Genomic DNA, 19,322 nt, shown 5'->3' with positions numbered 1-19,322 from the left:
ATGCTGCTGCAGCGTATTTTTACCACGGATTTCTTCTTCTCCATCCTCCGCATCACCGCACCCATCCTGTTCGCCACTCTGGGCGCAGTCATCGGGGAGAAAGCCGGTATTTCTAACATCGGCCTGGAGGGCATTATGATGATCTCCGCCCTCTTCGGCTCCCTCACCGCCTACTGGACCGGGAACTGGGCAGCGGGCGTCCTGCTCGCCCTGATCGTGGGCGTAATCGTATCGCTTCTGATGGGCTTCTTCTCCTTCAACCTGAAAACCGACATCATCCTGACCGGCGTGGCCGTGAACATGATCGGCTCCGGTGGCACACTGTTTCTCGTAAAGGTGATCACTCAGGTGACCGAGGGTACCGCTCTGGCCTCCACCACTTCCCTCATCACGAAGAGTGTTCAGGTCCCGTCCGTCAATATCCCGCTTTTGAAGGAGATTCCCATTCTGGGCGACATTCTCTCAGGCCACAGCGTTTTAACCTATCTTGCATTTTTGCTGGTGTTTTTAACGTGGGTCATGCTGTATAAGACTCCGTTGGGGCTGAACATCCGGTCCGTGGGTGAGAATCCCAACGCAGCGGCCTCCGTGGGCGTCAGCGTTCTGCGGGTCAAATACATTGCCATCGGCCTCTCCGGGGCCATGGCGGGCCTTGGCGGAGCGTACATGTCCATGTACTACGCCATGGGCTGGTCCCAGGACATGGTGGCAGGCCGCGGTTTCATCGCTCTGGCGGCTCAGGCCATGGGCGCGGGAGAGCCTCTGGGGTCTATGCTGGCCGCTCTGGTCTTCGGTCTTGCGCAGGCACTGGGCATCAAGGTCTCGTCCTTGGGCGCGGATTCTAACCTGGTCTCCCCCATTCCCTATCTTGTGACGATTCTGGGTCTGGTGGTCTTTGCCCTGGTGGGGCGCAGCCGCGCCAGGCAGCGGCACTCCGCCGCCGCGCTTCAAGCCGCCGCGGCGAAATGAACCGCAGCAAAACCATCCTGAAAGGAACCTGCGTATGATAAATTCATTAATTCGTCCGGTCATTCTGGACGGCGACCCCGGTCACGACGACGCCATGGCATGGATGCTGGCAAAGGCCAGCCCCACGCTGGATATTCTGGCCGTCACCTCTGTGGCCGGAAATCAGACCATTGAGAAAACCACCTATAACGCAAGGCGCGTGTGCGCTTTGCTTGGCATCCATGCCCCCATCGCCATGGGCCGCCCCGGGCCGCTCCTCGCCGATCCCATCACCGCCGGGAATATCCACGGCCAGACGGGGCTGGACGGCCCCAGCCTCCCCGAGCCGGATCGCCCCCTGTCCCCCATGGACGCGGTGGAGCTGATGGCAAAAACGCTGCGGGAGAGCCCCGATCCGGTGACCATCATCGCTACAGGGCCGGAGACCAATGTAGCCGCCCTCCTGCTGGCTCACCCGGAGCTGAAGCCGAAAATTGCCCAAATCTCCGTCATGGGCGGCGGCATTGCCTTCGGCAACTGGACCCCGGCGGCGGAGTTCAACATTCTGGTGGACCCGGAAGCGGCGGACATCGTCTTCTCCTCCGGCATCCCGCTGATGATGTCCGGTCTGGACGTTACGGAACAGGCGCTGATCTTTCCGGAGGATTTTGAGCGCATCCGCGCCGTGGGCAATCAGGTGTCCGGCGTCGTAGCGGACTGGCTGGAATTCTTCTTTAGGTTCCACCGCGAGCTGGGCTACGATGGAGCGCCCGTCCACGACGCGGTGGCGGTGGCCGCTTTGCTTTGTCCCGAGCTGTTTACCATTCAGGAGATGTACGTCGCCATTGAAACTGCGGGTGAATACTGCCGGGGCGCCACTGTGGGCGACCCCCACGGCAGGCTGGGCCGCGCTCCCAACGCCAAATGCGTTCTGGGCCTCGACCGGGAGGGGTTTGTGGACCTGATGGTGCAGGCTGTCAAAACCTACGACGGGCGGGAGGTGCGCGTATGAACCGGATTCCCATTTGGTTTGACACGGATTTGGGCGTGGATGACGCGGTGGCTCTGCTGTCCATCGGGAAGCTGCCCAATCTGGATTTGCGCGGCATCTCCGCCGTGGCGGGCAACGCGGAGCTGTGCCGGACCTTTGAAAACGCGCGCAACGTATGCCATCTCGCGGGCATCCACGTCCCCGTCTATCCCGGCGCAGAACACCCGCTGTTCGTCCCTCTGCACACCGCGCCGCTGGTCCACGGAGAGAACGGCGTGGGTGAAGTGGAACTCCCCCCCTCCCCCGCGCCGAAGGAGACAAAGCCCGCGTGGGACGCACTCTATGAGGCGGCGAAGGCGGCCGAGGGGGAATTGCAGGTGATCGCCGTGGGTCCGCTGACCAATCTGGCCATTGCCTTTGGCAAGTACCCGGAGCTGAAAACCCTGCTCAAACGCATCCTCATCATGGGCGGCGCGGCCAAGGGCGGCAATGTCACCCCGGCGGCGGAGTTCAACATCTACGGAGACCCCCACGCCGCCCAGATGGTCTTCCGCGCCGGCGTGCCCGTGGTCATGTGCGGACTGGATGTGACCATGAAAGCCTATCTCACCCCGGCGGAGGTGGACGAGATCGGCGGCCGCGGCACGCCGGTGTGCCGCTTCTTCCATGACAGCAACCAATTGGCATTGAAATTTTTTGAGCGGATCACCGCGCCCGGCCTCTGCTGCCACGATACCTGTCCGGTTTTGTTTCTCTCTTGTCCGGAGCTGTTCTCAGGCGAGGAAGCGGGGGTCTATGTGGAGACCCGCGGGACAGTCACTCTTGGCAAAACCGTCACCGATCTCTGGAGCGACAAGCAGTTCGCCGACCGGCACGTCTTCGTGGTGCTGGACGTGGACCGAAACCGCTTTGCCGCAAAGGTGCGGGAGCTGCTGCTGGCCTATTGAGACTTTCCGCATTTCGGCGGTACAGCTGAGCTGTACCGGATACAGTAAAAGAGAAGCGACATTGAGAAACTCCTTCTCAATGCCGCTTCTCCTTTGTCTTTTTCTAAAGCGTGGGACCGCATTTCCTGGCTCAGCGGTCGTTTTTATGAAGCTGCTTACCCACCTGCGCAATCACATGCAGCATGGTCAGCGCCGCCAACCGCTCCGTGCAGCCGGTGGGGTCGTACTGGGGAGCCACCTCCACCAGATCCATACCGATGACCTTGCCGGTCTTGCAGATGGCAGTGAGCATCTCCATGCTCTCGTCGTACAAAATGCCGCCGGGCAGCGGCGAGGCAGCTCCGGGAGCAAGCGGCATATCGTAGCCGTCGATGTCGAAGGTGATGTAATATGCCTCTGCGTCGGGAATCTTGTCCAGCACATAGGGTACGCCGTTGGCGTGCAGCTCCCGGGCGGAGATCAGCTTGCTGCCGTAAGCTTTGGCGTCGTCATAGTCCTGCTTCTTGCCGCTTCCCATGCCCCGCAGTCCGATCTGGACCATCCCACCGATGTGGTCCATCTCGGAAAGCCGCCGCATGGGACTGCCGTTGCCCTGAAACTGGGGCCCCACGTGGCTGGTCCAATCCAGATGCGCGTCGAACTGGATCACACAGATTTTCTTTCCACACTCCTCCAGCGCCCGGCCCACCGGGATGGTAACGGAATGGTCTCCGCCCATGAGGATGGGGATGCTGCCCGCGCGGATGATGCGACGCACTGCCCGTTCCACGCACTTAAAGGAGTACTCCCGGTCACCCTGAAGCACGTCGGCGTCCCCGCAGTCGGCGATGGTGATGGGAGCGCAGAGCATCTGCTCGTCCGCCTCGTAATCATAATACCCCGCCTCACCGCGGCCGTACTGGGTGGACGCCTCCCGGATGCGGCGGGGGCCCAGACGCGCCCCGCTGAGGAAGCCCACGCCCATGTCGTAGGGAATGCCCAGCACGCCGAAATCGGCATGCAGCTCGTCCAGATCCAGGCAGATGGGATACCGGCCAAAGGAACAAATGCCCGTAATGGGCTGGTTAATCAGTTCAGGACGCATCAGTAAAATCTCCTTTTCATCCGCGGCGGAAGCGGCTCGCTCCCGCCAGTTGTATATCTGTCTTCGGGAAAATCCCCAAAAACGCTTCTTACAGGCGAGTCTCCAGAATCTGGTCCATGCGGAAATTTTCAATACGCAGGTAATATTCCGCGCAGTCCACCAGCGCTGCCATAGGCGTCAGGCCAATAATTTCGCTGCCCACCACATTGACACCCCAGCGCTGCGCCTCCATCTTCACCGTCTCAAACACACGGTAGAGGGAGGTCTTCGTATAATCCGTCATATTGATGGAGACCTGCGCAAGATTGCGATCCTCCAGCATCACGCCCATGGACTTCACAAACCGGAAACCGCCATTGATATAACGGATGCGGTGCGCAATTTCGTCGGCAATGCGAAGATCTGAGGTATTCAGATTGATATTAAACGCCACCAGCGGCATCCGGGCGCCGACGGCTGTAACACCCGCGGTGGGATGGATGGTGTCCGGACCAAAATCGGGGCGCCACATTGGTTTCTTCATTTTCTCCGCCATGCCCTCGAACTGACCCTTGCGGATGTTGGCAAGATTCTCCCGGTGAGACGCCGTGGCGGACTTCTCATAGAGAAAAACCGGCACGCCGTATCGGTCCGCAATGGCAGCGGCCGTCTCTTTCGCAATGCGGTCCGCATCCTCCAGCGTGCAATTCCGCACGGGAACAAAGGGCACCACGTCGGTAGCGCCCATGCGGGGGTGCTGACCGTCGTGCTTGGTCATGTCAATCAGTGCCGTGGCCGTGCCGACAGCCTCGATCACCGCGTCCCGCAATGCCTCCGGCTCGCCCACGGCGGTGATTACGCAGCGGTTGTGGTCCTTGTCCGTGCTGTAATCCAGCAGCTTTACCTGTTCCTTCGCACGAAAGGTGCCCGCAATTTTCTCCACCTTTTCAAGATCCCGCCCTTCGCTGAAGTTTGGGATACACTCCATGATCTGATTCAAATTTTTTCGCTCCTTTACTCAACCCGAGGTTTCCACGGCGCGTTTTTATCCCTGCGTCTTTATATTTTTAATATATCACTTGTACAATAGCAAAAAAAATCCGGTTCCGCAACCGTTTTTCCCAGAACTTTTTGCTGCTTGTGTTACTTTTGACGCAAATTCAACGCGGGAAGTATATAATCATATCTGTAAATCGGCACGAACGCTATCGTGCACGGCGCATTGGCAGTAAAAGCGAGCACTTTCGTAAACTGATGCGCTGTCTGAACAGTAGGATACTGCAATAGCGATTTAATTTGTTGAAAACAGCTAAATACTTGTGCATATTTTTATTAATTTTGTTGATTTTATCAAATCCGAGTGATACAATGTTTTTTAAACGAGGTAATCCTTAACTGCCCGGGCCGGAGTTCATTCGGTCGGCAGAATCCAATTTTCAGGAGGAACGACCATGGCGATTTTCGATGTTGACAAGGCTATGACAGTAAAGCTGGACTATAACCTGCCAGAGTACCCCACCTTTGAAGAGGGTATCCGCCGGGCTCCCCGCCGGGAATCCCATCTCACCGAGGCCGACAAGGAGTTGGCCATCCGCAACGCCCTGCGGTACATCCATCCCGACCACCATGCCCAGATGGCCAAGGAGTTTGCGCAGGAGCTGGCGGAACACGGCCGGATCTACGGCTATCGCTTCCGTCCCCAAGGCCGCCTGTCCGGCAAGCCTATCGACCAGTACAAGGGCAACTGCATCGAGGGCAAGGCTTTTCAGGTGATGATTGAGAACAATCTGGACTTTGATGTAGCCCTGTACCCCTACGAGCTGGTGACCTATGGTGAAACCGGTCAGGTCTGCCAGAACTGGATGCAGTACCGTCTGATCAAGAAGTATCTGGAGGTGCTGACCGACGAGCAGACACTGGTCGTCATGAGCGGTCATCCTCTGGGGCTGTTCCACTCTCACAAGGGCGCTCCCCGCTGCATTATCTCCAACGGCCTGATGGTCGGCATGTTTGACAATCAGAAAGACTTTAACCGGGCTGCCGCTCTTGGCGTTGCCAACTACGGCCAGATGACCGCCGGCGGCTGGATGTACATCGGTCCGCAGGGCATTGTCCACGGTACGTTCAACACCTTGCTCAACGCGGGACGTCTGAAGTTGGGTATTCCCAACGATCAGAATCTGGCCGGCCGCCTGTTCGTCACCGCCGGTCTTGGCGGAATGAGCGGCGCGCAGGGCAAGGCCGCGGAGATTGCCGGCGCTGTCTCCATCATTGCCGAGGTCGATCTATCCCGCATCATGACCCGCTACAGCCAGGGCTGGGTCAGCGAGAAGACCGAGAGCCTTGACGAGGCTCTCGCCATGGCGCAAAAGCACATGGCCGACAAGACTCCCTGCGCCATCGCCTATCACGGCAACGTGGTGGATCTGCTGGAGTACCTGTATGAGAAGAATGTCCACATTGACCTTTTGAGCGACCAGACCTCCTGCCACGTCCCCTATGACGGAGGCTACTGCCCGCAGGGCCTGACCTTCGAGCAGCGCACTGAGATGCTGGACAAAGACCCCGACGGCTTCTGCAACCTGGTGGACAAGACCCTGCGCCACCACTATGAGATGATCTGCAAGCTCCACGAGCGGGGCACCTACTTCTTTGACTATGGCAACAGCTTCCTCAAGGCCGTGTACGACGCGGGTGTGAAGAGCATCTGCAAAAACGGTGAGAACGACCTCGACGGCTTTATCTTCCCCTCCTATGTGGAAGACATCCTGGGTCCCCACCTGTTTGACTATGGCTACGGCCCCTTCCGCTGGTGCTGCCTGAGCCATAACCCCGACGACCTGGACAAGACGGACGCGGCCGCGGCCGATTATATCAAAGCCCACAACCGCCGCTATCAGGACTATGACAATTATATCTGGGTCCGCGACGCGAAGAAGAACAAGATGGTGGTTGGCACCCAGTGCCGCATCCTCTATCAGGATGCCATGGGCCGCTTGAACATCGCCTTGAAGTTCAACGAGATGGTCCGCAACGGCGAGATCGGCCCGGTCATGCTTGGCCGCGACCACCACGACACCGGCGGAACCGACTCCCCCTTCCGCGAGACCTCCAACATCAAGGACGGCTCCAACATCATGGCTGAAATGGCTACCCAGTGCTATGCGGGCAACGCGGCCCGCGGCATGAGCCTGATCGCCCTGCACAACGGCGGCGGAACCGGCATCGGCAAGGCTATCAACGGCGGCTTTGGCATGGTGCTGGACGGCAGTGAGCGCGTGGATACCATCCTGCGCATGTCCATGCCCTGGGACACCATGGTGGGCGTCGCGCGCCGCTCCTGGGCCCGCAACGAGCACGCCGTGTCCACCGCGGTGGAGTACAACGAGATGTATAAGGGGCAGGATCATATCACCCTGCCCTACGTGGCGGAGAACGATGACGAAATCATCCGGGATGCCATCAAAAATTTGAACTGAATTTTCTGTACAAATCTTGAAAAAGGGGCCTCTCAAGAGGCCCCTTTTTCCCACATTTTGCAAGGGAGGATACCTTTATGGCAAATCTGTTGCTGAAAAACATCGGTCTTCTGGCCACCCCCACCGGCTCCGCCGCCAGGCGCGGCAGGGAACAGGGCGAGATCACCCTTCTGAAAAATGCGTATGTTCTTATAAAAGACGGAATGATCGCCGCCGTGGGCAGCGGAGAGGTCCCTGCGGGGATGCTGGAAAACGCAGAAGTGGTGGATGTTAAGGGACGTCTGGTCACCCCCGGCCTGGTGGATGCACACACGCACCTGATCTTCGGCGGCTGGCGTCAAAACGAGCTGGGTCTCAAACTCCACGGCGTCACCTATCTGGAGATTCTCGCTCAGGGCGGCGGTATCTTGTCCACCGTCCGCGCGACCCGCGCCGCTTCGGAGGAGGAGCTGGCGGACAAGGCCGCCAAGGAGCTTTCCACTATGCTGCGTATGGGCGTCACCACCTGTGAAGCCAAAAGTGGTTACGGCCTTGACCCCGAAGACGAATATAAGCAGCTGCGGGCGATCCGCCGCCTGAACGAGACGCAGAAGGTGGAACTGATCCCCACGTTTTTGGGCGCCCACGCGCTGCCTGAGGAGTTCAAAAACGACCGGGAGGGGTTTTTGCGCCTGCTGTGCGAGGAAATGATCCCCACAGTGGCACGGGAGCATCTGGCAGAGTTCTGCGACGTATTCTGCGAGACCGGCGTGTTTACCGCCCAGGAGTCCCGCCGGATTCTGGAGGCCGGCAAAAAGTACGGCTTGACGCCGAAGATCCACGCCGACGAGATCGACCCCATCGGCGGTTCTCAGCTGGCCGGCGAGATCGGGGCGATTACCGCAGAGCATCTGATCGTCTGCCCGGAGGAGGGCATCGCCAGCATGGCGAAGGGCGGCACCATCGCCTGCCTGCTCCCTGCCACCAGCTTCTACCTGGGGGCAAGCTTTGCTCCCGCCCGGGCCATGATTGACGCCGGGGTCGCCGTGGCGGTGGCTACGGATTTCAATCCCGGCTCCTGCCCCAGCTCCAACTTGCAGCTGGCCATGAACATTGCCTGTCTCAAATACCGCCTCACCCCGGAAGAGGTCCTCACCTCCGTTACGCTCAACGGCGCGGCCGGTATCCGCCGGGCGGACCGAATCGGCTCCGTGGAGGTGGGCAAGCAGGGAGACCTGCTGGTCTGGGACGCTCCGGACCTGGACTATATCTGCTATCGGCTGGGTGCCAATCTGGTGGACACCGTTATTAAAAAGGGCGAGATCGTCCGGTTCTGAGCTTTCGGCCCGCGCAATTTCGCGTAATTTTCTGCCATTTGGCGGCGCGTCTTCTTAAAAGGAAACCGGCAGGCCTGGAAAGTCTTTGACTTTCCAGGCCTGCTTTTATAAAACACCTGCTCATTCCGTCATGAAGTTTTTATTTTTGCTGTAAAGGTTTTCCACCGTGAGAGGCTTTGCCTGCCGGACGCTGTACTTCAGGCAGTCTTCCAGCTGCTCGCTTTCATACGCGCCCTTGACACCCCGCAGACGCTGCATTCCCCGGTGGCAGTAAATATCCAGCGGACGATAGAGATAGTGATCCAGCTCGTTGCCAAGAGCGTGATCCTGGTCCAGCTGCCGACGCAGTCTCGCCAGCACGCTGTCCCGAATCCCCTGCTCCACCAGAGAGCTTAGCTTGCTGGCGGAGTCCCACGAAACAGCCAGCAGTTCCACCGCCGAAGCGTATCTTCCGTCCTGAGCGGCATAGTACGCGGTGTAGGCTTCCGCCAGACTCCGGCCCGGCAGCTCATCCGTTTTTTCAAATATCTCCATCGCCCGGGCAAACATCTGCCGGGCCTTTCTGTCGTCTCCCAGCGCCATGGCCGCCCGCCCGTAGCAGGTAAAGAGGAACCCGCTGCCCGGCCAGGGGGCCAGTCCCGTCGTTTGCTCCACGGCCAGCTGATACATCTCGCAGGCCCCGGCAAAGTCCTTCTGGCGGCGCTTCCACTCCCCCTGCCACGTTCGGACATAGCCGCAAAACATGGGATAGCGTTCCGGGTGATCGAACAATCCCAGAGACTGACGGAAGAAGTAATCGCTGCTCTTATAGCTTCCCTCTTTGCAAAAGTCGATGCCCCGCAGCAGCAAATAACAGGCCCGCTGGCGCTTCAGCCCCGACTCCTCCGCGATTTCAAGTCCCCGAACGATCTGTTCCGGCTCTGGCTGATCGGTCTGCACACTGTAGGCGATCCGCTGACGCAAGACCCACAGCAGCAGGTCCGTATCCTCCGCGGCGCAGGGTGTCAATGCTTGAAGTAGCATCTCCGTGACGCCCAGCCCCTCCTGATACCGCCCGGTATAGATCAGTGTCCGCGCCTTTGCGCATAAGAGCATCCGCTCTGGCTTGTCCAGTTCTCCGTTCTGCGGCCCCGACGGGTACCGGCGGCGCAGCCGATCAAGCTCCTGCTCCAGCCTTCGCACCTCGTCCTCCAGTGTGATTCCCTCCGGCAGCGGCGTGGGGGCAGAAGCTTCCGCCGGAACCAGCGGCGGAAGCTCACAGGTCCAAGAGGTCCGCCAGTACAAACCAGCGGCCTCGCACCGGAAAGCCCGTAGGCCGTCGCCCCCCGCCCGGCAGTGATGGGCCACGCGGGCCAGTGCGTCCACATCCCCCTCCGGTAAAGTCTTTTGGAGGCAATCCGCGATTTTGAGATGCAGAGGCTGGCGCTGGAAATAGGACTGTGCCTGATAGAGTGCCTCCCTCATATGGGGGTGAAGGAATTCCAGATAACTCTCTCCGTCTACGCAGCACTCTCCAATCAAAGAGTGCTCTTCCAGCTCCACAGAAAGAGAGTAGAGCTGTGCAGTCTGATAGCCGGTGATCTCAGAGAGCAGACGGCAGGGCGTCTTATCCGGAAAAAGGGCCAGAACATTTGCCAGATGCAGCGCCTGGGTACTCAGTCCCGCCATGCGCTGGCGGAGAATCTCGTTGGCGTCCGGCAGCGCATCCGCCGTCGGCTCCTTGCCCCGCAGGTTCTCCGCAGCCCCCGCCAGCAGCCGGGGATTCCCCCCCGTGGCCTCGTAGATGTGGCTGCGGACTGCGTCAGTCAGGTCCGCGCCCAGCGCCGCGTCCAGATACCGGTCGGTCTCCTTTTCGGTAAAACAGGGCACGCAAACGCGCTCCAGTGCGGACTCGTCCTGCATGAAATTCACGTCCACGTTCAGCGTCCGGCTGGAGGCAAGCAACAGCAGCTGACCTCCGCCCAACCGACGGATCACCTGGCACAAAAGGTCCTGACTGGCCGAGTCCATCCACTGCAGATCCTCAAACACCAGCAGGATTTTCCGCTGCGCCGCCGCCAGGGACAGCAGCAGCGCCACCGCGTCCGTCACCAGTGCGCCGCAGCGGTTCTGCTTGAACTTGCAGGCCTCCCGCTGCTCGCCCGCTTCATCGGAGAACACAGGAAAAACCCTTGCAATCGTGCGCCGGGTAGCAGGCGGGATTGACAGGTTCCGTTTTACAGTCTCCTCCGCCACAGCCAGCATCACGTTTTTCCATGGCTCCAGATACACGCCCGCCTCCAATTGCGAGCAGTGACCCGTCAGCACAAGTACGTCTGAAAAATCCCCGTCCCGAAGAAAGTGTTGCAGGAGGTAGCTCTTCCCGCAGCCGGACTCGCCGTAAAACAGCAGCGAGGACGTCTGGTAACCGTCCCGAAAGGACTGATACCGCTCCTGTATCTTCTGCAGCAGACGGCTGCGGCTCTCCGCCAGAGGAAAGTTGGTCTGTTCGGGGTCGTCTTCCGTGGTCTCGTTCCACCGGTTCACAATGTCATAATACAGCGCGGCTGTCTCGTGAAGCGGCGCGATACCCAATTCCTCCGCCAGCCGGTCCTTCAGCTTTTGATAGAGGCTTGCCGCCTTGTAGTACCGCCCGTCCTTCTGATAGAGCTTCATCAGGAACATGACCATCTTTTCATCCAATCCGTCCCGGTTCAGATACTCCAGACTCAGCCGCTCCGCCTGAACCAGATCGCCTTTATCCTGTGCCTCCGTCGCGCCGGCGAAGAGGTCGCTCAGGGTCTGGGCGGCCATCTGCTCCCGCATCTGGTCAACCCAGGCGTTGAAGTTAGGGGCGTTCTTCACCGTAAATCCCCGCAGGAACTGCTCCGTATCCGCAGTTCCCTCCGTCCCGCACCGATCGAAATCGGAGACCAGCTCCCACGCCGGGTTCAGCCGCACCTCCGTTTTTGGAACCGTCAGAATTAAGTCGGACCCCAGCACCTTTCGCAGGGTATAAATCGTATGGCGCAGATTTTTGTAGCCCACCTCTTCCGCACAGTCCTCCCACAGGAGATCAACCAGCTCCTGCCGCGTTGCGGTTTTCCGGCAGATCAGATAGTAGAACAGCGCGTCCACCCGCTTGAAGGGAAAGGTCACCTCTTTTCCTTCAAGCTTCACGCAGGGTATCTGAAACAGCTGTACTTCAATCTTGGGCATTGGCCATTCCCTTTCTTCTTCCGGAAATGATTTTTCCTTTCATTATACACGGCTCCGCCGTTCAGCGCCAGATATATTTGTGTTCCTTTTCCCGCGTTGATAAATCAGGGCAGGCCTTAACGGCCTGCCCTCCGATTCGTTGGAAAAGTTCACGGGCTTTTGGCGTTCCCAGACGCCACAGTTTTCTGTCCGCAAAGCAGTCTGAAAATCCGCCGCCTTTTTCAAGTCGTCCGCCCAAAGTATGCCCGAATCTCTCCCACTTGATAAAGTGAGCCAAAAGCACAGACAATGTCCTCCGGGCCCTTTCCGTCCATTGCCATGGCGAGGCCGCTTTTCACGTCGCCGCCGCACCGGGCGGAAACGCCGGTCAGCGTCTCAATCTTTTCCCGCAGCTCCTCCGCCGGAAGCGCCCGATGGCTCTCCGGCGTGACCGCCACAAATTCGTTGGCGAACGGCGCCATCATGGCAATCATGTCGGCATAGTCCTTGTCCGCCATCACGCCCATCAGCAAAGTCATCTTCCGCCCGGGCAGGTATTCCCGAAGGCACTTTGTAAGCTCGGTCACACCGTCGGGATTGTGTGCGCCGTCCACCAGCACCAGCGGATCTCTTTGCAGCACCTCGAACCGCCCCGGCCAGACGACCGCCGCCAGACCCGACCTCACGGCGGATTCCGGAATTTCGTATCCCCTGCGCTCCTTCAATACATCCACCGTATCCAATACCACAGCCGCATTTTTAAACTGATAGTCGCCGATCAGCCGCAGCCGCAGGTCTCTCCGGTCCCGGTAATCCAGCGTCTGCCCTTCCAGTCCGCAGGCAAGCAGCTTTTCCGCCTTCGGGTCCGTGATCCGCAGGGCGCAGCCCCGCTCCTCGCAGGTCCGGCGCACCACGGTCTCCACCTCCGCCGTCTGAGCGGAGAGAATCACATCCGCGCCGGGCTTGATGATGCCGGACTTCTCTCCGGCAATCTTTTCCAGCGTGTCTCCCAGCACCTCCGTGTGCTCCAGAGCTATGTTGGTAATCACCGCCGCGTCCGGCGCGTCGATGACGTTGGTAGAGTCCAGGCGTCCACCCAAGCCCACCTCCAAAACCACCACGTCGCAGTGCTTCTGCTGAAAATACAGCAGCGCCATGGCGGTGATCCGCTCAAATTCCGTGGGCGGGTCCGCCATTTTCTCAACAAGTGGCTTCACCTGCTCTGCAAGCCGGGCCAGTTCGTCATCGGAGATGTCCGCACCATTCACCTTCATCCGCTCGTTGATGCGAAAGAGATGGGGGGATGTATAAAGTCCCGTGGTATATCCGGCCCGGGTCAAAATTTCGGCCAGCATGGCGCAGACGGAACCCTTTCCATTCGTCCCCGCCACATGGATGAACCGCAGCTTTTTCTGCGGGTCGCCCAAAAGCTCCATCAGTGACGCGATGCGCTCCAATCCCAGGCGGCTCCCCTGCCAGGACGTGGCGTGGATAAAATCCAGTGCCTCGGAAAAATTCATGCCATCGCCCTCTTTCCATAGCGGCCCAAAGCCTTTGTCATGACGCCGATCACAATGAACTGCACCGGAATCAACACCGCAGTCTGCACAATTCGGGTGAGGAACAACGGGCCATAAGGCGCGCCGTACAGCATGGAAATCCAAAGCGTGTTCAGCAGCAAGCTCAGCACCAGCTGATTCACCGCCACTGCGCCGCCGATGCGGACCACGGTCTGCCGCTTGTGTAAAAACAGGCCGAGTACAGCACCGGTCAGGGCCGCAGTCAGGGTAAAGCCCGGGAAATAAGGCCCGATGGGAAACAGGATGGCACCCACAAAGTCACCCAGCGCGGCCACCGCCGCCGCAGGGGCAGCGCCGTACAGCACCGCCGCCACCGCAACAGGTACAAAGCTGAAGCCGATCTTGATATTCCACGCGGAAATGGAGCAGAACCGGGACAGCACGATCTCAATCGCCAACAGCATTCCCAGAGTTGCCAACATGGAAATTTTTTGCTTTTTCATAAAAAATATCCTCCTTTATGTGATAAAAACCAAAGCGATCTTTTTGATCTGTTTTGGCAGTCGCCACTAGGGAGGAAATAGTTCCTTCTTTGTGGCAGCGGATGCGGGTTCAGCAACGCGAGGCTTTCACCTCTTCGTCCAACGGCGACTTCCCATCCGTCGGCACTTAACGCGCTGGCCCTACTCTGTCGTCGGAGCAAGCTCCATATCCTTCGCTTCGGCCTCCGGCCAAAGCTCTCTTATTTCGCTGCACCCCCTCCTCTTTTAAAAAGAATTTAACTTTACGCTGTCCGGACGGTGGTCTTTCGGTGCGTTGCCCAGATCAGGGCGGCAAGACCGCAGCCGCCAATGAGATTTCCGATGGTTACCGGAATCAGATTATGCAGGAGAAAGTTCCCCCATGTCAGGGCGGAAATGTCGATTCCCGCCCCCGCCGCAAGCTGTCCGCAGTCCGGCATCGTCCGCGCAAACAGCCCTGCAGGGATAAAATACATATTGGCCACGCAGTGTTCGAATCCGCAGATGACAAAGCAGCAGACCGGACCGAAGGCCCCTACCGCGCGCCCTATTATGTCTTTGGCACACAGGGCCATCATAACGGCGGCACAGACCAAAATGTTGCACAGAATTCCAAGGCCCAGCGCTCTCCCGAATGGCAGTGCACACTTTGCGGCGGCGGTGGAGACAGTCTTAAGTATCAGTCCGGACGCCATCCCCGGACCGCTGAATGAGATCATCGCCCAAGCCAACAGCAGCGCGCCCAGAAAATTGCCCAAATAAACGACGGCAAGATTTCGAAGCATCCCCTTCAGGTGAATACGCCGCTCAAAAAGAGAAATCGTCATCAGGCAGTTTCCGGTAAACAGCTCCGCGCCGGTTATGAGCACCATAATCAGCCCCAGCGGGAACAGAACACCGCCGATTATTTTCGCGACTGACGTGTTTTCGATGGAAAAGGTCGCCGCGGTGGTCACCGCGCCGCCCACACCGATGGCAAAGCCCGCCAGGATTCCCGACAAGAGCAGTTTCAGGACCCCCGCGCCGGCTTTTCTCTCGCCGATTCCGGCATAGCTTTCCAAAAATTCAGCGGGACTCAGCATCGTTCTCCCCCCTTACGCTCCCACTGCATACGAACCGGGAGACTTTCAAGTTAGCGCCTTCAAGTAAATGGTCGCGGTCCCGGCGGAGCCGAAAGGCCCCGCCGGGAAAATGTTAAAACAGTCCGGTGATCTTTCCGTGCTCGTCCACGTCGATCCTGTCGGCGGCGGGGACCTTGGGAAGGCCCGGCATGGTCATAATATCGCCGGTCTTGGCCACCAGGAATCCGGCGCCGGCATTCACCTTTAGTTCACGCACAGTAATCTTGAAGCCGCGGGGTGCGCCCAGCTTGCTGGGATCATCGGAGAAGGAGAACTGGGTTTTAGCCATACAGATAGGAAGCTTATCGAAGCCCAGTTCTGTGAGCTGCTGAAGCTGCTTCCCGGCGGCGGCGGTAAGCACCACACCGTCGGCACGGTAGATCTTGGTGGCAATGGCGTTGAGCTTGTTTTCGATGCTGTCCTCCGCATCGTAAACAAACTGGAAGTGGCTGGGCTGCTGGCACAGGCGCACAACCTCCTCGGCCAAAGCCCTGCCGCCCTCGCCGCCCTTGGCCCAGACTTCGCTGAGGGCCACGTTGACGCCAAGCTCCCGGCACTTATCCTCAACCATTTTGAGTTCGGCGGCGGTGTCGGTGGGGAAGGCATTCACGGCCACCACGCAGGGCAGACCAAACACCTTCGTCACGTTCTCGACATGCTGGAGAAGGTTGGGCAAGCCCTTTTCCAGAGCTTCCAGATTCTCGTTGTTCAGATCAGCCTTTGCAACGCCGCCGTGATACTTCAGGGCACGAACGGTGGCAACCACCACCACGGCGTCAGGATGGAAACCGCCGGCGCGGCACTTGATGTCCAAAAACTTCTCCGCGCCCAGATCGGCAGCGAAGCCGGCCTCGGTGACGGTATACTCGCTGAGTTTCAGCGCAGTCTCGGTGGCCTCGATGGAGTTGCAGCCGTGGGCAATATTGGCGAAGGGGCCGCCGTGAATCAGCGCGGGGGTGTGCTCCAGCGTCTGCACGAGATTCGGCTTAATCGCGTCCTTCAAAAGCGCGGCCATGGCGCCCTCGGCGTGCAGATCGTGGGCTGTGACTGGCTTGTCATCCCGGGTGTAGGCCACCACCATTCGAGCCAGACGCGCCTTCATATCCATCAGATCGCTGGACAGGCACAGCACGGCCATGATTTCGGAGGCCACGGTGATGTCGAAGCCGTCCTCCCGGGGCACGCCGCTGGCCTTGCCGCCAAGGCCGCAGATGATATGGCGCAGCTGGCGGTCATTCATATCCACCGCGCGTTTCCAAACAATCTTGCGCACGTCGATATCCAGCGCGTTGCCCTGCTGAATGTGATTGTCCAGCAGCGCCGCCATCAGGTTGTTGGCCGCGCCGATGGCATGGAAGTCACCGGTGAAATGGAGGTTGATGTCCTCCATGGGCACCACCTGAGCGTAGCCGCCGCCGGCTGCGCCGCCCTTGACGCCAAACACAGGGCCAAGACTGGGCTCCCGCAGGCAGACCACGGTCTTCTTGCCCAACTTGTTCAGCGCGTCGGCAAGGCCCACGGACGTGGTGGTCTTGCCCTCGCCGGCGGGGGTGGGGCTGATGGCCGTCACCAGCACCAGCTTGGCCTTCCGGGGCAGATCCTTCAGCGCATGGATATCCAGTTTTGCCTTGTAGTGTCCATAGGGCTCCAAGGTCTCCTGACCCACCCCCAGCTTCGCGGCCACCTCTTCGATGGGAAGCATGGTCGATTCCTGGGCAATCTCAATGTCGCTTTTAAATCCCATGAATTGTCTCCTCCTTATCGTTCATCATTTTTGGATCTTCGTCTCCGCCATCTCGCACAGCAGAAATACGGACGCCGCACCGCACCGCAGCAGCGGCTCGGCATTCTCCGTCTGCACCGCCTCGCCTTTGGCAAACCGGACGGTCTCCCCTGCCGCAGTAAGCTCACCGTCTCCCTCCGCGCAGTAAATGAGGAAGGTGTGATGCGCTCCCGTCAAGCCCACGGTGCGGCTCAATCGGGCCGTGCCGAGCTCCCCCAGGTGCAGGCAGCGCATCTCCCCGCTGCATTTCCCCTTGCGGAGCATCAGATTGAAGTCGGTACATTTCCCTTCCGACCGAGTGACCGCGCCCCCGTCGAACCGGTGAATATTTCCCGGTGTCAAAGTCAGCGGCACGCCGCCGTCGTGGGCTATGCGAACCGAGCCCTTCAGCGTAGATAAAAACCGCTCATAGTCCGGAAGGGGCGTGAAATCCGATGTCTCCAGCTCCACCGTGGCGGAGCTGACGCGCCAGAGAAAATCCCGATCCGCGTACTGCGAAGCGGCGGGCGCGATGGCAATTTGGGTGGTGGCGCCGCCGCCCCAGCGGGTGGTGACGTATTCCGGGGCAGTGATATGCCGAATTGTATCGCTCATTATATCACACTTTTCGATTCATTCAATCAATCCCGTTGGCTTTACAGGGAGTTCAGGACTTTTGCATAAATGGAATCCGCCAAAGGCAGTGCTTTTTTAAGCAGTGTTTCCCCTTCGGAGCGATATTGCTCGGCAAATGCCTGGTCTTTCAGCCCGCCGATGTTGATCAACACGTTCAGCCACGCACCCTGAATGGCGGCCTTCAAGCTCAGGGCCGCGCAGCCGAGGTCACTGGCGGCACTGGCGTTGGAACGGCCTACGATGCTGTCGGTCAGCTCCAGAGCCTTCACCGCCAGTTCCATCATCTCAAACGGGGTCTTTGTGCAGCCCTTCAGCGCCTCCTGCATGGCGGCGGATCGGGCAGCCTTCTCCTCGTCGGTATCCTTGGGCATGGAAAAGACGGCGGAGACGGCATTGAACGCCTCTGTGTCCCGGTCGATGACATCCACGTACTGTGCTTTCAGCATCTGAGCCTTCTCGCCCACTTCCGCGGTCAGCGCCGCGTACTCGGCATATTTCTTTTTCCCCTGCGTCAGCGCACACACCATGGCGGTCAGCGCCGTACCCAGCGCCCCCTCCAGCGCGGCTGCGGAGCCGCCGCCGGGAGCCGGCGCGTCAGAGGCCATAAGGTCCACAAAGGATGTAACAGTCTGGTCAGCCAGTTTCATGTCGGCCCCCTTATTCCATGTCGATCAGGTGATACTCCATCACCTGCTTGCGGCAGTCAAAGTTCTCGATCTTCAGGTAATACTCTGCGCAGTCAATCAGTGCCTTAGCGGGAGTCAGGCCCACCACCTCGGTGCCGAGAATCTTTACGCCGTACCGATCGGCCAGCGCGCGGACCATTTCATAGGTGTAGTACAGCGGAGTTCCCTCGTAGTTCACCATGTTCATGGAGACCTGGGCGATGTTCCGATCCTCCAGCAGCAGTCCGATGGCCTTGCAGTACTTGAAGCCGCCGGAGGAGCCACGGATTGCCTTGGCAATGGCCTTGGCCACCTCCACGTTGTCGGTGTCCAGATTCACGTTGAAGGCAACCAGAGGCATCCGGGCGCCGATGGCGGTGATTCCGGCGGTGGGATGGATCTTCCGCTCACCGTAGTCAGGAGCCCACTCGGGCTGGAGCAGCTTTTCGGGCATTCCCTCGAATTGGCCCTTGCGGACCTTCGCCAAATTCACCCGGTCGGGGGAAGTGGCGGAGTCCTCGTACAGGAAGCTGGGGACCTTCAGCTCGTTCCAGATGCGCTGGGCGACGCGCTTGCTGATCTCAACGCACTCCTCCACTGTGACATCCATGGTAGGAACGAAGGGGATGACGTCTGTGGCGCCCATGCGGGGATGCGCACCCTCGTGCTTGGTCATATCGATGGTCTCGGCGGCCTTTTTGCACAGTTGGAAAGCCACTTCCTCAATGCCCTCCGGGGAACCCACCAGCGTAAATACGCAGCGATTATGGGTGCCGTCCGACTGAACGTCCATCACCGTGCAGCCGGGAACGGAGTTGGCCGTATCCACCAGGCCCTGAAAAACCGGCTCATCCTTTTCTCTGCTGACGCTGAAATTGGGAATGCACTCAACAAGCTTTGCCATAAACGATTTCCTCCAAAGATTATAAAATTTAATGTCCGGCCGGTATGCGGTCGCGGCCGCCGCTGCGGCTGTATCCCACATCCCTGCCAAACTTGTCTCTTCCGGACACAGTATAGCAGGGCTTCATCCAAAAAGCGTCTAATTTTGAAGGCAAGGTACAAGTATTGATTCTCATGTACCATTTGTTTTTGAGGATTTCAGACTTTAAAACCGCAAAGGAGTGAGCTCTTATGCAGGTTTAAGTTATCTCTCCAAAAAGCGTCTAATTTATG

Annotated in this window: 15 protein-coding genes and 1 riboswitch; of the genes, 5 read left to right on the top strand and 10 right to left on the bottom strand. The window is 59.1% G+C overall.

Annotated elements, in window-relative coordinates:
- The 3 genes from ABWQ15_RS08115 to ABWQ15_RS08105 are packed head-to-tail and all read left to right on the top strand — an operon-like array spanning window position 1 to window position 2,886.
- Window positions 1-969 carry an ABC transporter permease gene (locus tag ABWQ15_RS08115; RefSeq protein WP_353908259.1) on the top strand — a complete coding sequence of 323 codons (969 nt, stop codon included), beginning with the start codon at window positions 1-3 and terminating at the stop codon, window positions 967-969.
- A 34-nt stretch (window positions 970-1,003) separates the two neighbouring features.
- Complete coding sequence (locus tag ABWQ15_RS08110; protein WP_353908258.1) at window positions 1,004-1,960, top strand: nucleoside hydrolase; 957 nt, start codon at window positions 1,004-1,006, stop codon at window positions 1,958-1,960.
- Window positions 1,957-2,886 (top strand): nucleoside hydrolase, encoded by a 930-nt coding sequence (locus ABWQ15_RS08105; protein ID WP_353908257.1) that lies wholly within the window; start codon window positions 1,957-1,959, stop codon window positions 2,884-2,886. The genes ABWQ15_RS08110 and ABWQ15_RS08105 overlap by 4 nt, the downstream gene beginning before the upstream one ends.
- A 130-nt stretch (window positions 2,887-3,016) precedes the next feature.
- Here ABWQ15_RS08105 and ABWQ15_RS08100 read toward each other — a convergent pair whose 3' ends face one another.
- Window positions 3,017-3,970, bottom strand: coding sequence for an agmatinase (locus ABWQ15_RS08100; RefSeq protein ID WP_353908256.1), 954 nt, complete (start codon window positions 3,968-3,970; stop codon window positions 3,017-3,019).
- Window positions 3,971-4,058: 88 nt separating this feature from the next.
- Complete coding sequence (gene ftcD / locus ABWQ15_RS08095; protein ID WP_353908255.1) at window positions 4,059-4,949, bottom strand: glutamate formimidoyltransferase; 891 nt, start codon at window positions 4,947-4,949, stop codon at window positions 4,059-4,061.
- Window positions 4,950-5,400: 451 nt separating this feature from the next.
- Between ftcD (ABWQ15_RS08095) and hutU the strand changes: the two genes are divergently transcribed.
- Both hutU and hutI read left to right on the top strand, forming a co-directional pair.
- The gene (hutU, locus tag ABWQ15_RS08090; RefSeq protein WP_353908254.1) at window positions 5,401-7,428 is read left to right on the top strand and encodes a urocanate hydratase; all 2,028 of its coding nucleotides are present in this window, start codon (window positions 5,401-5,403) and stop codon (window positions 7,426-7,428) included.
- 77 nt (window positions 7,429-7,505) lie between these two features.
- Window positions 7,506-8,744 (top strand): imidazolonepropionase, encoded by a 1,239-nt coding sequence (gene hutI, locus ABWQ15_RS08085; RefSeq protein ID WP_353908253.1) that lies wholly within the window; start codon window positions 7,506-7,508, stop codon window positions 8,742-8,744.
- A gap of 120 nt (window positions 8,745-8,864) precedes the next feature.
- Here hutI and ABWQ15_RS08080 read toward each other — a convergent pair whose 3' ends face one another.
- The 8 genes from ABWQ15_RS08080 to ftcD (ABWQ15_RS08045) form a co-directional block, all read right to left on the bottom strand.
- Complete coding sequence (locus tag ABWQ15_RS08080) at window positions 8,865-11,942, bottom strand: ATP-binding protein (protein WP_353908252.1); 3,078 nt, start codon at window positions 11,940-11,942, stop codon at window positions 8,865-8,867.
- A 221-nt stretch (window positions 11,943-12,163) separates the two neighbouring features.
- Entirely contained in the window at window positions 12,164-13,441 is a 1,278-nt protein-coding gene (locus ABWQ15_RS08075) for a bifunctional folylpolyglutamate synthase/dihydrofolate synthase (protein ID WP_353908251.1), read from the bottom strand.
- On the bottom strand, window positions 13,438-13,944 hold the full coding sequence (locus ABWQ15_RS08070; RefSeq protein ID WP_353908250.1) for a folate family ECF transporter S component: 507 nt from the start codon (window positions 13,942-13,944) through the stop codon (window positions 13,438-13,440). Before ABWQ15_RS08070 ends, ABWQ15_RS08075 begins: the two co-directional genes overlap by 4 nt.
- 93 nt (window positions 13,945-14,037) lie before the next feature.
- A riboswitch (THF riboswitch) is annotated at window positions 14,038-14,134 on the bottom strand.
- A 91-nt stretch (window positions 14,135-14,225) separates the two neighbouring features.
- Window positions 14,226-15,044, bottom strand: a complete 819-nt coding sequence (locus ABWQ15_RS08065; protein WP_353908249.1) for a formate/nitrite transporter family protein — start codon at window positions 15,042-15,044, stop codon at window positions 14,226-14,228.
- 112 nt (window positions 15,045-15,156) lie between these two features.
- The gene (locus ABWQ15_RS08060) at window positions 15,157-16,827 is read right to left on the bottom strand and encodes a formate--tetrahydrofolate ligase (RefSeq protein ID WP_353908248.1); all 1,671 of its coding nucleotides are present in this window, start codon (window positions 16,825-16,827) and stop codon (window positions 15,157-15,159) included.
- Between the two features lie 24 nt (window positions 16,828-16,851).
- Window positions 16,852-17,460, bottom strand: a complete 609-nt coding sequence (locus ABWQ15_RS08055) for a HutD/Ves family protein (RefSeq protein WP_353908247.1) — start codon at window positions 17,458-17,460, stop codon at window positions 16,852-16,854.
- Between the two features lie 41 nt (window positions 17,461-17,501).
- Window positions 17,502-18,128 (bottom strand): cyclodeaminase/cyclohydrolase family protein, encoded by a 627-nt coding sequence (locus tag ABWQ15_RS08050; RefSeq protein WP_353908246.1) that lies wholly within the window; start codon window positions 18,126-18,128, stop codon window positions 17,502-17,504.
- Window positions 18,129-18,138: 10 nt separating this feature from the next.
- Window positions 18,139-19,050 carry a glutamate formimidoyltransferase gene (gene ftcD, locus ABWQ15_RS08045; RefSeq protein WP_353908245.1) on the bottom strand — a complete coding sequence of 304 codons (912 nt, stop codon included), beginning with the start codon at window positions 19,048-19,050 and terminating at the stop codon, window positions 18,139-18,141.
- Between the last annotated feature and the right edge of the window lie 272 nt (window positions 19,051-19,322).

It is taken from the genome of Oscillibacter sp. (assembly GCF_040505565.1).
GTDB lineage: Bacteria > Bacillota > Clostridia > Oscillospirales > Oscillospiraceae > Oscillibacter.
This window is presented reverse-complemented; position numbering and strand designations above follow the sequence as displayed.

Bases quoted from the DNA above. Each gene is read 5' to 3' on its own strand.
- ABWQ15_RS08110 (WP_353908258.1), top strand. From the start codon at position 1,004: ATGATAAATTCATTAATTCGTCCGGTCATTCTGGACGGCGACCCCGGT.
- ABWQ15_RS08050 (WP_353908246.1), bottom strand. From the start codon at position 18,128: ATGAAACTGGCTGACCAGACTGTTACATCCTTTGTGGACCTTATGGCC.
- ABWQ15_RS08115 (WP_353908259.1), top strand. From the start codon at position 1: ATGCTGCTGCAGCGTATTTTTACCACGGATTTCTTCTTCTCCATCCTC.
- ABWQ15_RS08080 (WP_353908252.1), bottom strand. From the start codon at position 11,942: ATGCCCAAGATTGAAGTACAGCTGTTTCAGATACCCTGCGTGAAGCTT.
- ABWQ15_RS08105 (WP_353908257.1), top strand. From the start codon at position 1,957: ATGAACCGGATTCCCATTTGGTTTGACACGGATTTGGGCGTGGATGAC.
- hutU (WP_353908254.1), top strand. From the start codon at position 5,401: ATGGCGATTTTCGATGTTGACAAGGCTATGACAGTAAAGCTGGACTAT.
- hutI (WP_353908253.1), top strand. From the start codon at position 7,506: ATGGCAAATCTGTTGCTGAAAAACATCGGTCTTCTGGCCACCCCCACC.
- ABWQ15_RS08055 (WP_353908247.1), bottom strand. From the start codon at position 17,460: ATGAGCGATACAATTCGGCATATCACTGCCCCGGAATACGTCACCACC.
- ABWQ15_RS08100 (WP_353908256.1), bottom strand. From the start codon at position 3,970: ATGCGTCCTGAACTGATTAACCAGCCCATTACGGGCATTTGTTCCTTT.
- ABWQ15_RS08060 (WP_353908248.1), bottom strand. From the start codon at position 16,827: ATGGGATTTAAAAGCGACATTGAGATTGCCCAGGAATCGACCATGCTT.
- ftcD (WP_353908245.1), bottom strand. From the start codon at position 19,050: ATGGCAAAGCTTGTTGAGTGCATTCCCAATTTCAGCGTCAGCAGAGAA.
- ABWQ15_RS08070 (WP_353908250.1), bottom strand. From the start codon at position 13,944: ATGAAAAAGCAAAAAATTTCCATGTTGGCAACTCTGGGAATGCTGTTG.
- ABWQ15_RS08065 (WP_353908249.1), bottom strand. From the start codon at position 15,044: ATGCTGAGTCCCGCTGAATTTTTGGAAAGCTATGCCGGAATCGGCGAG.
- ABWQ15_RS08075 (WP_353908251.1), bottom strand. From the start codon at position 13,441: ATGAATTTTTCCGAGGCACTGGATTTTATCCACGCCACGTCCTGGCAG.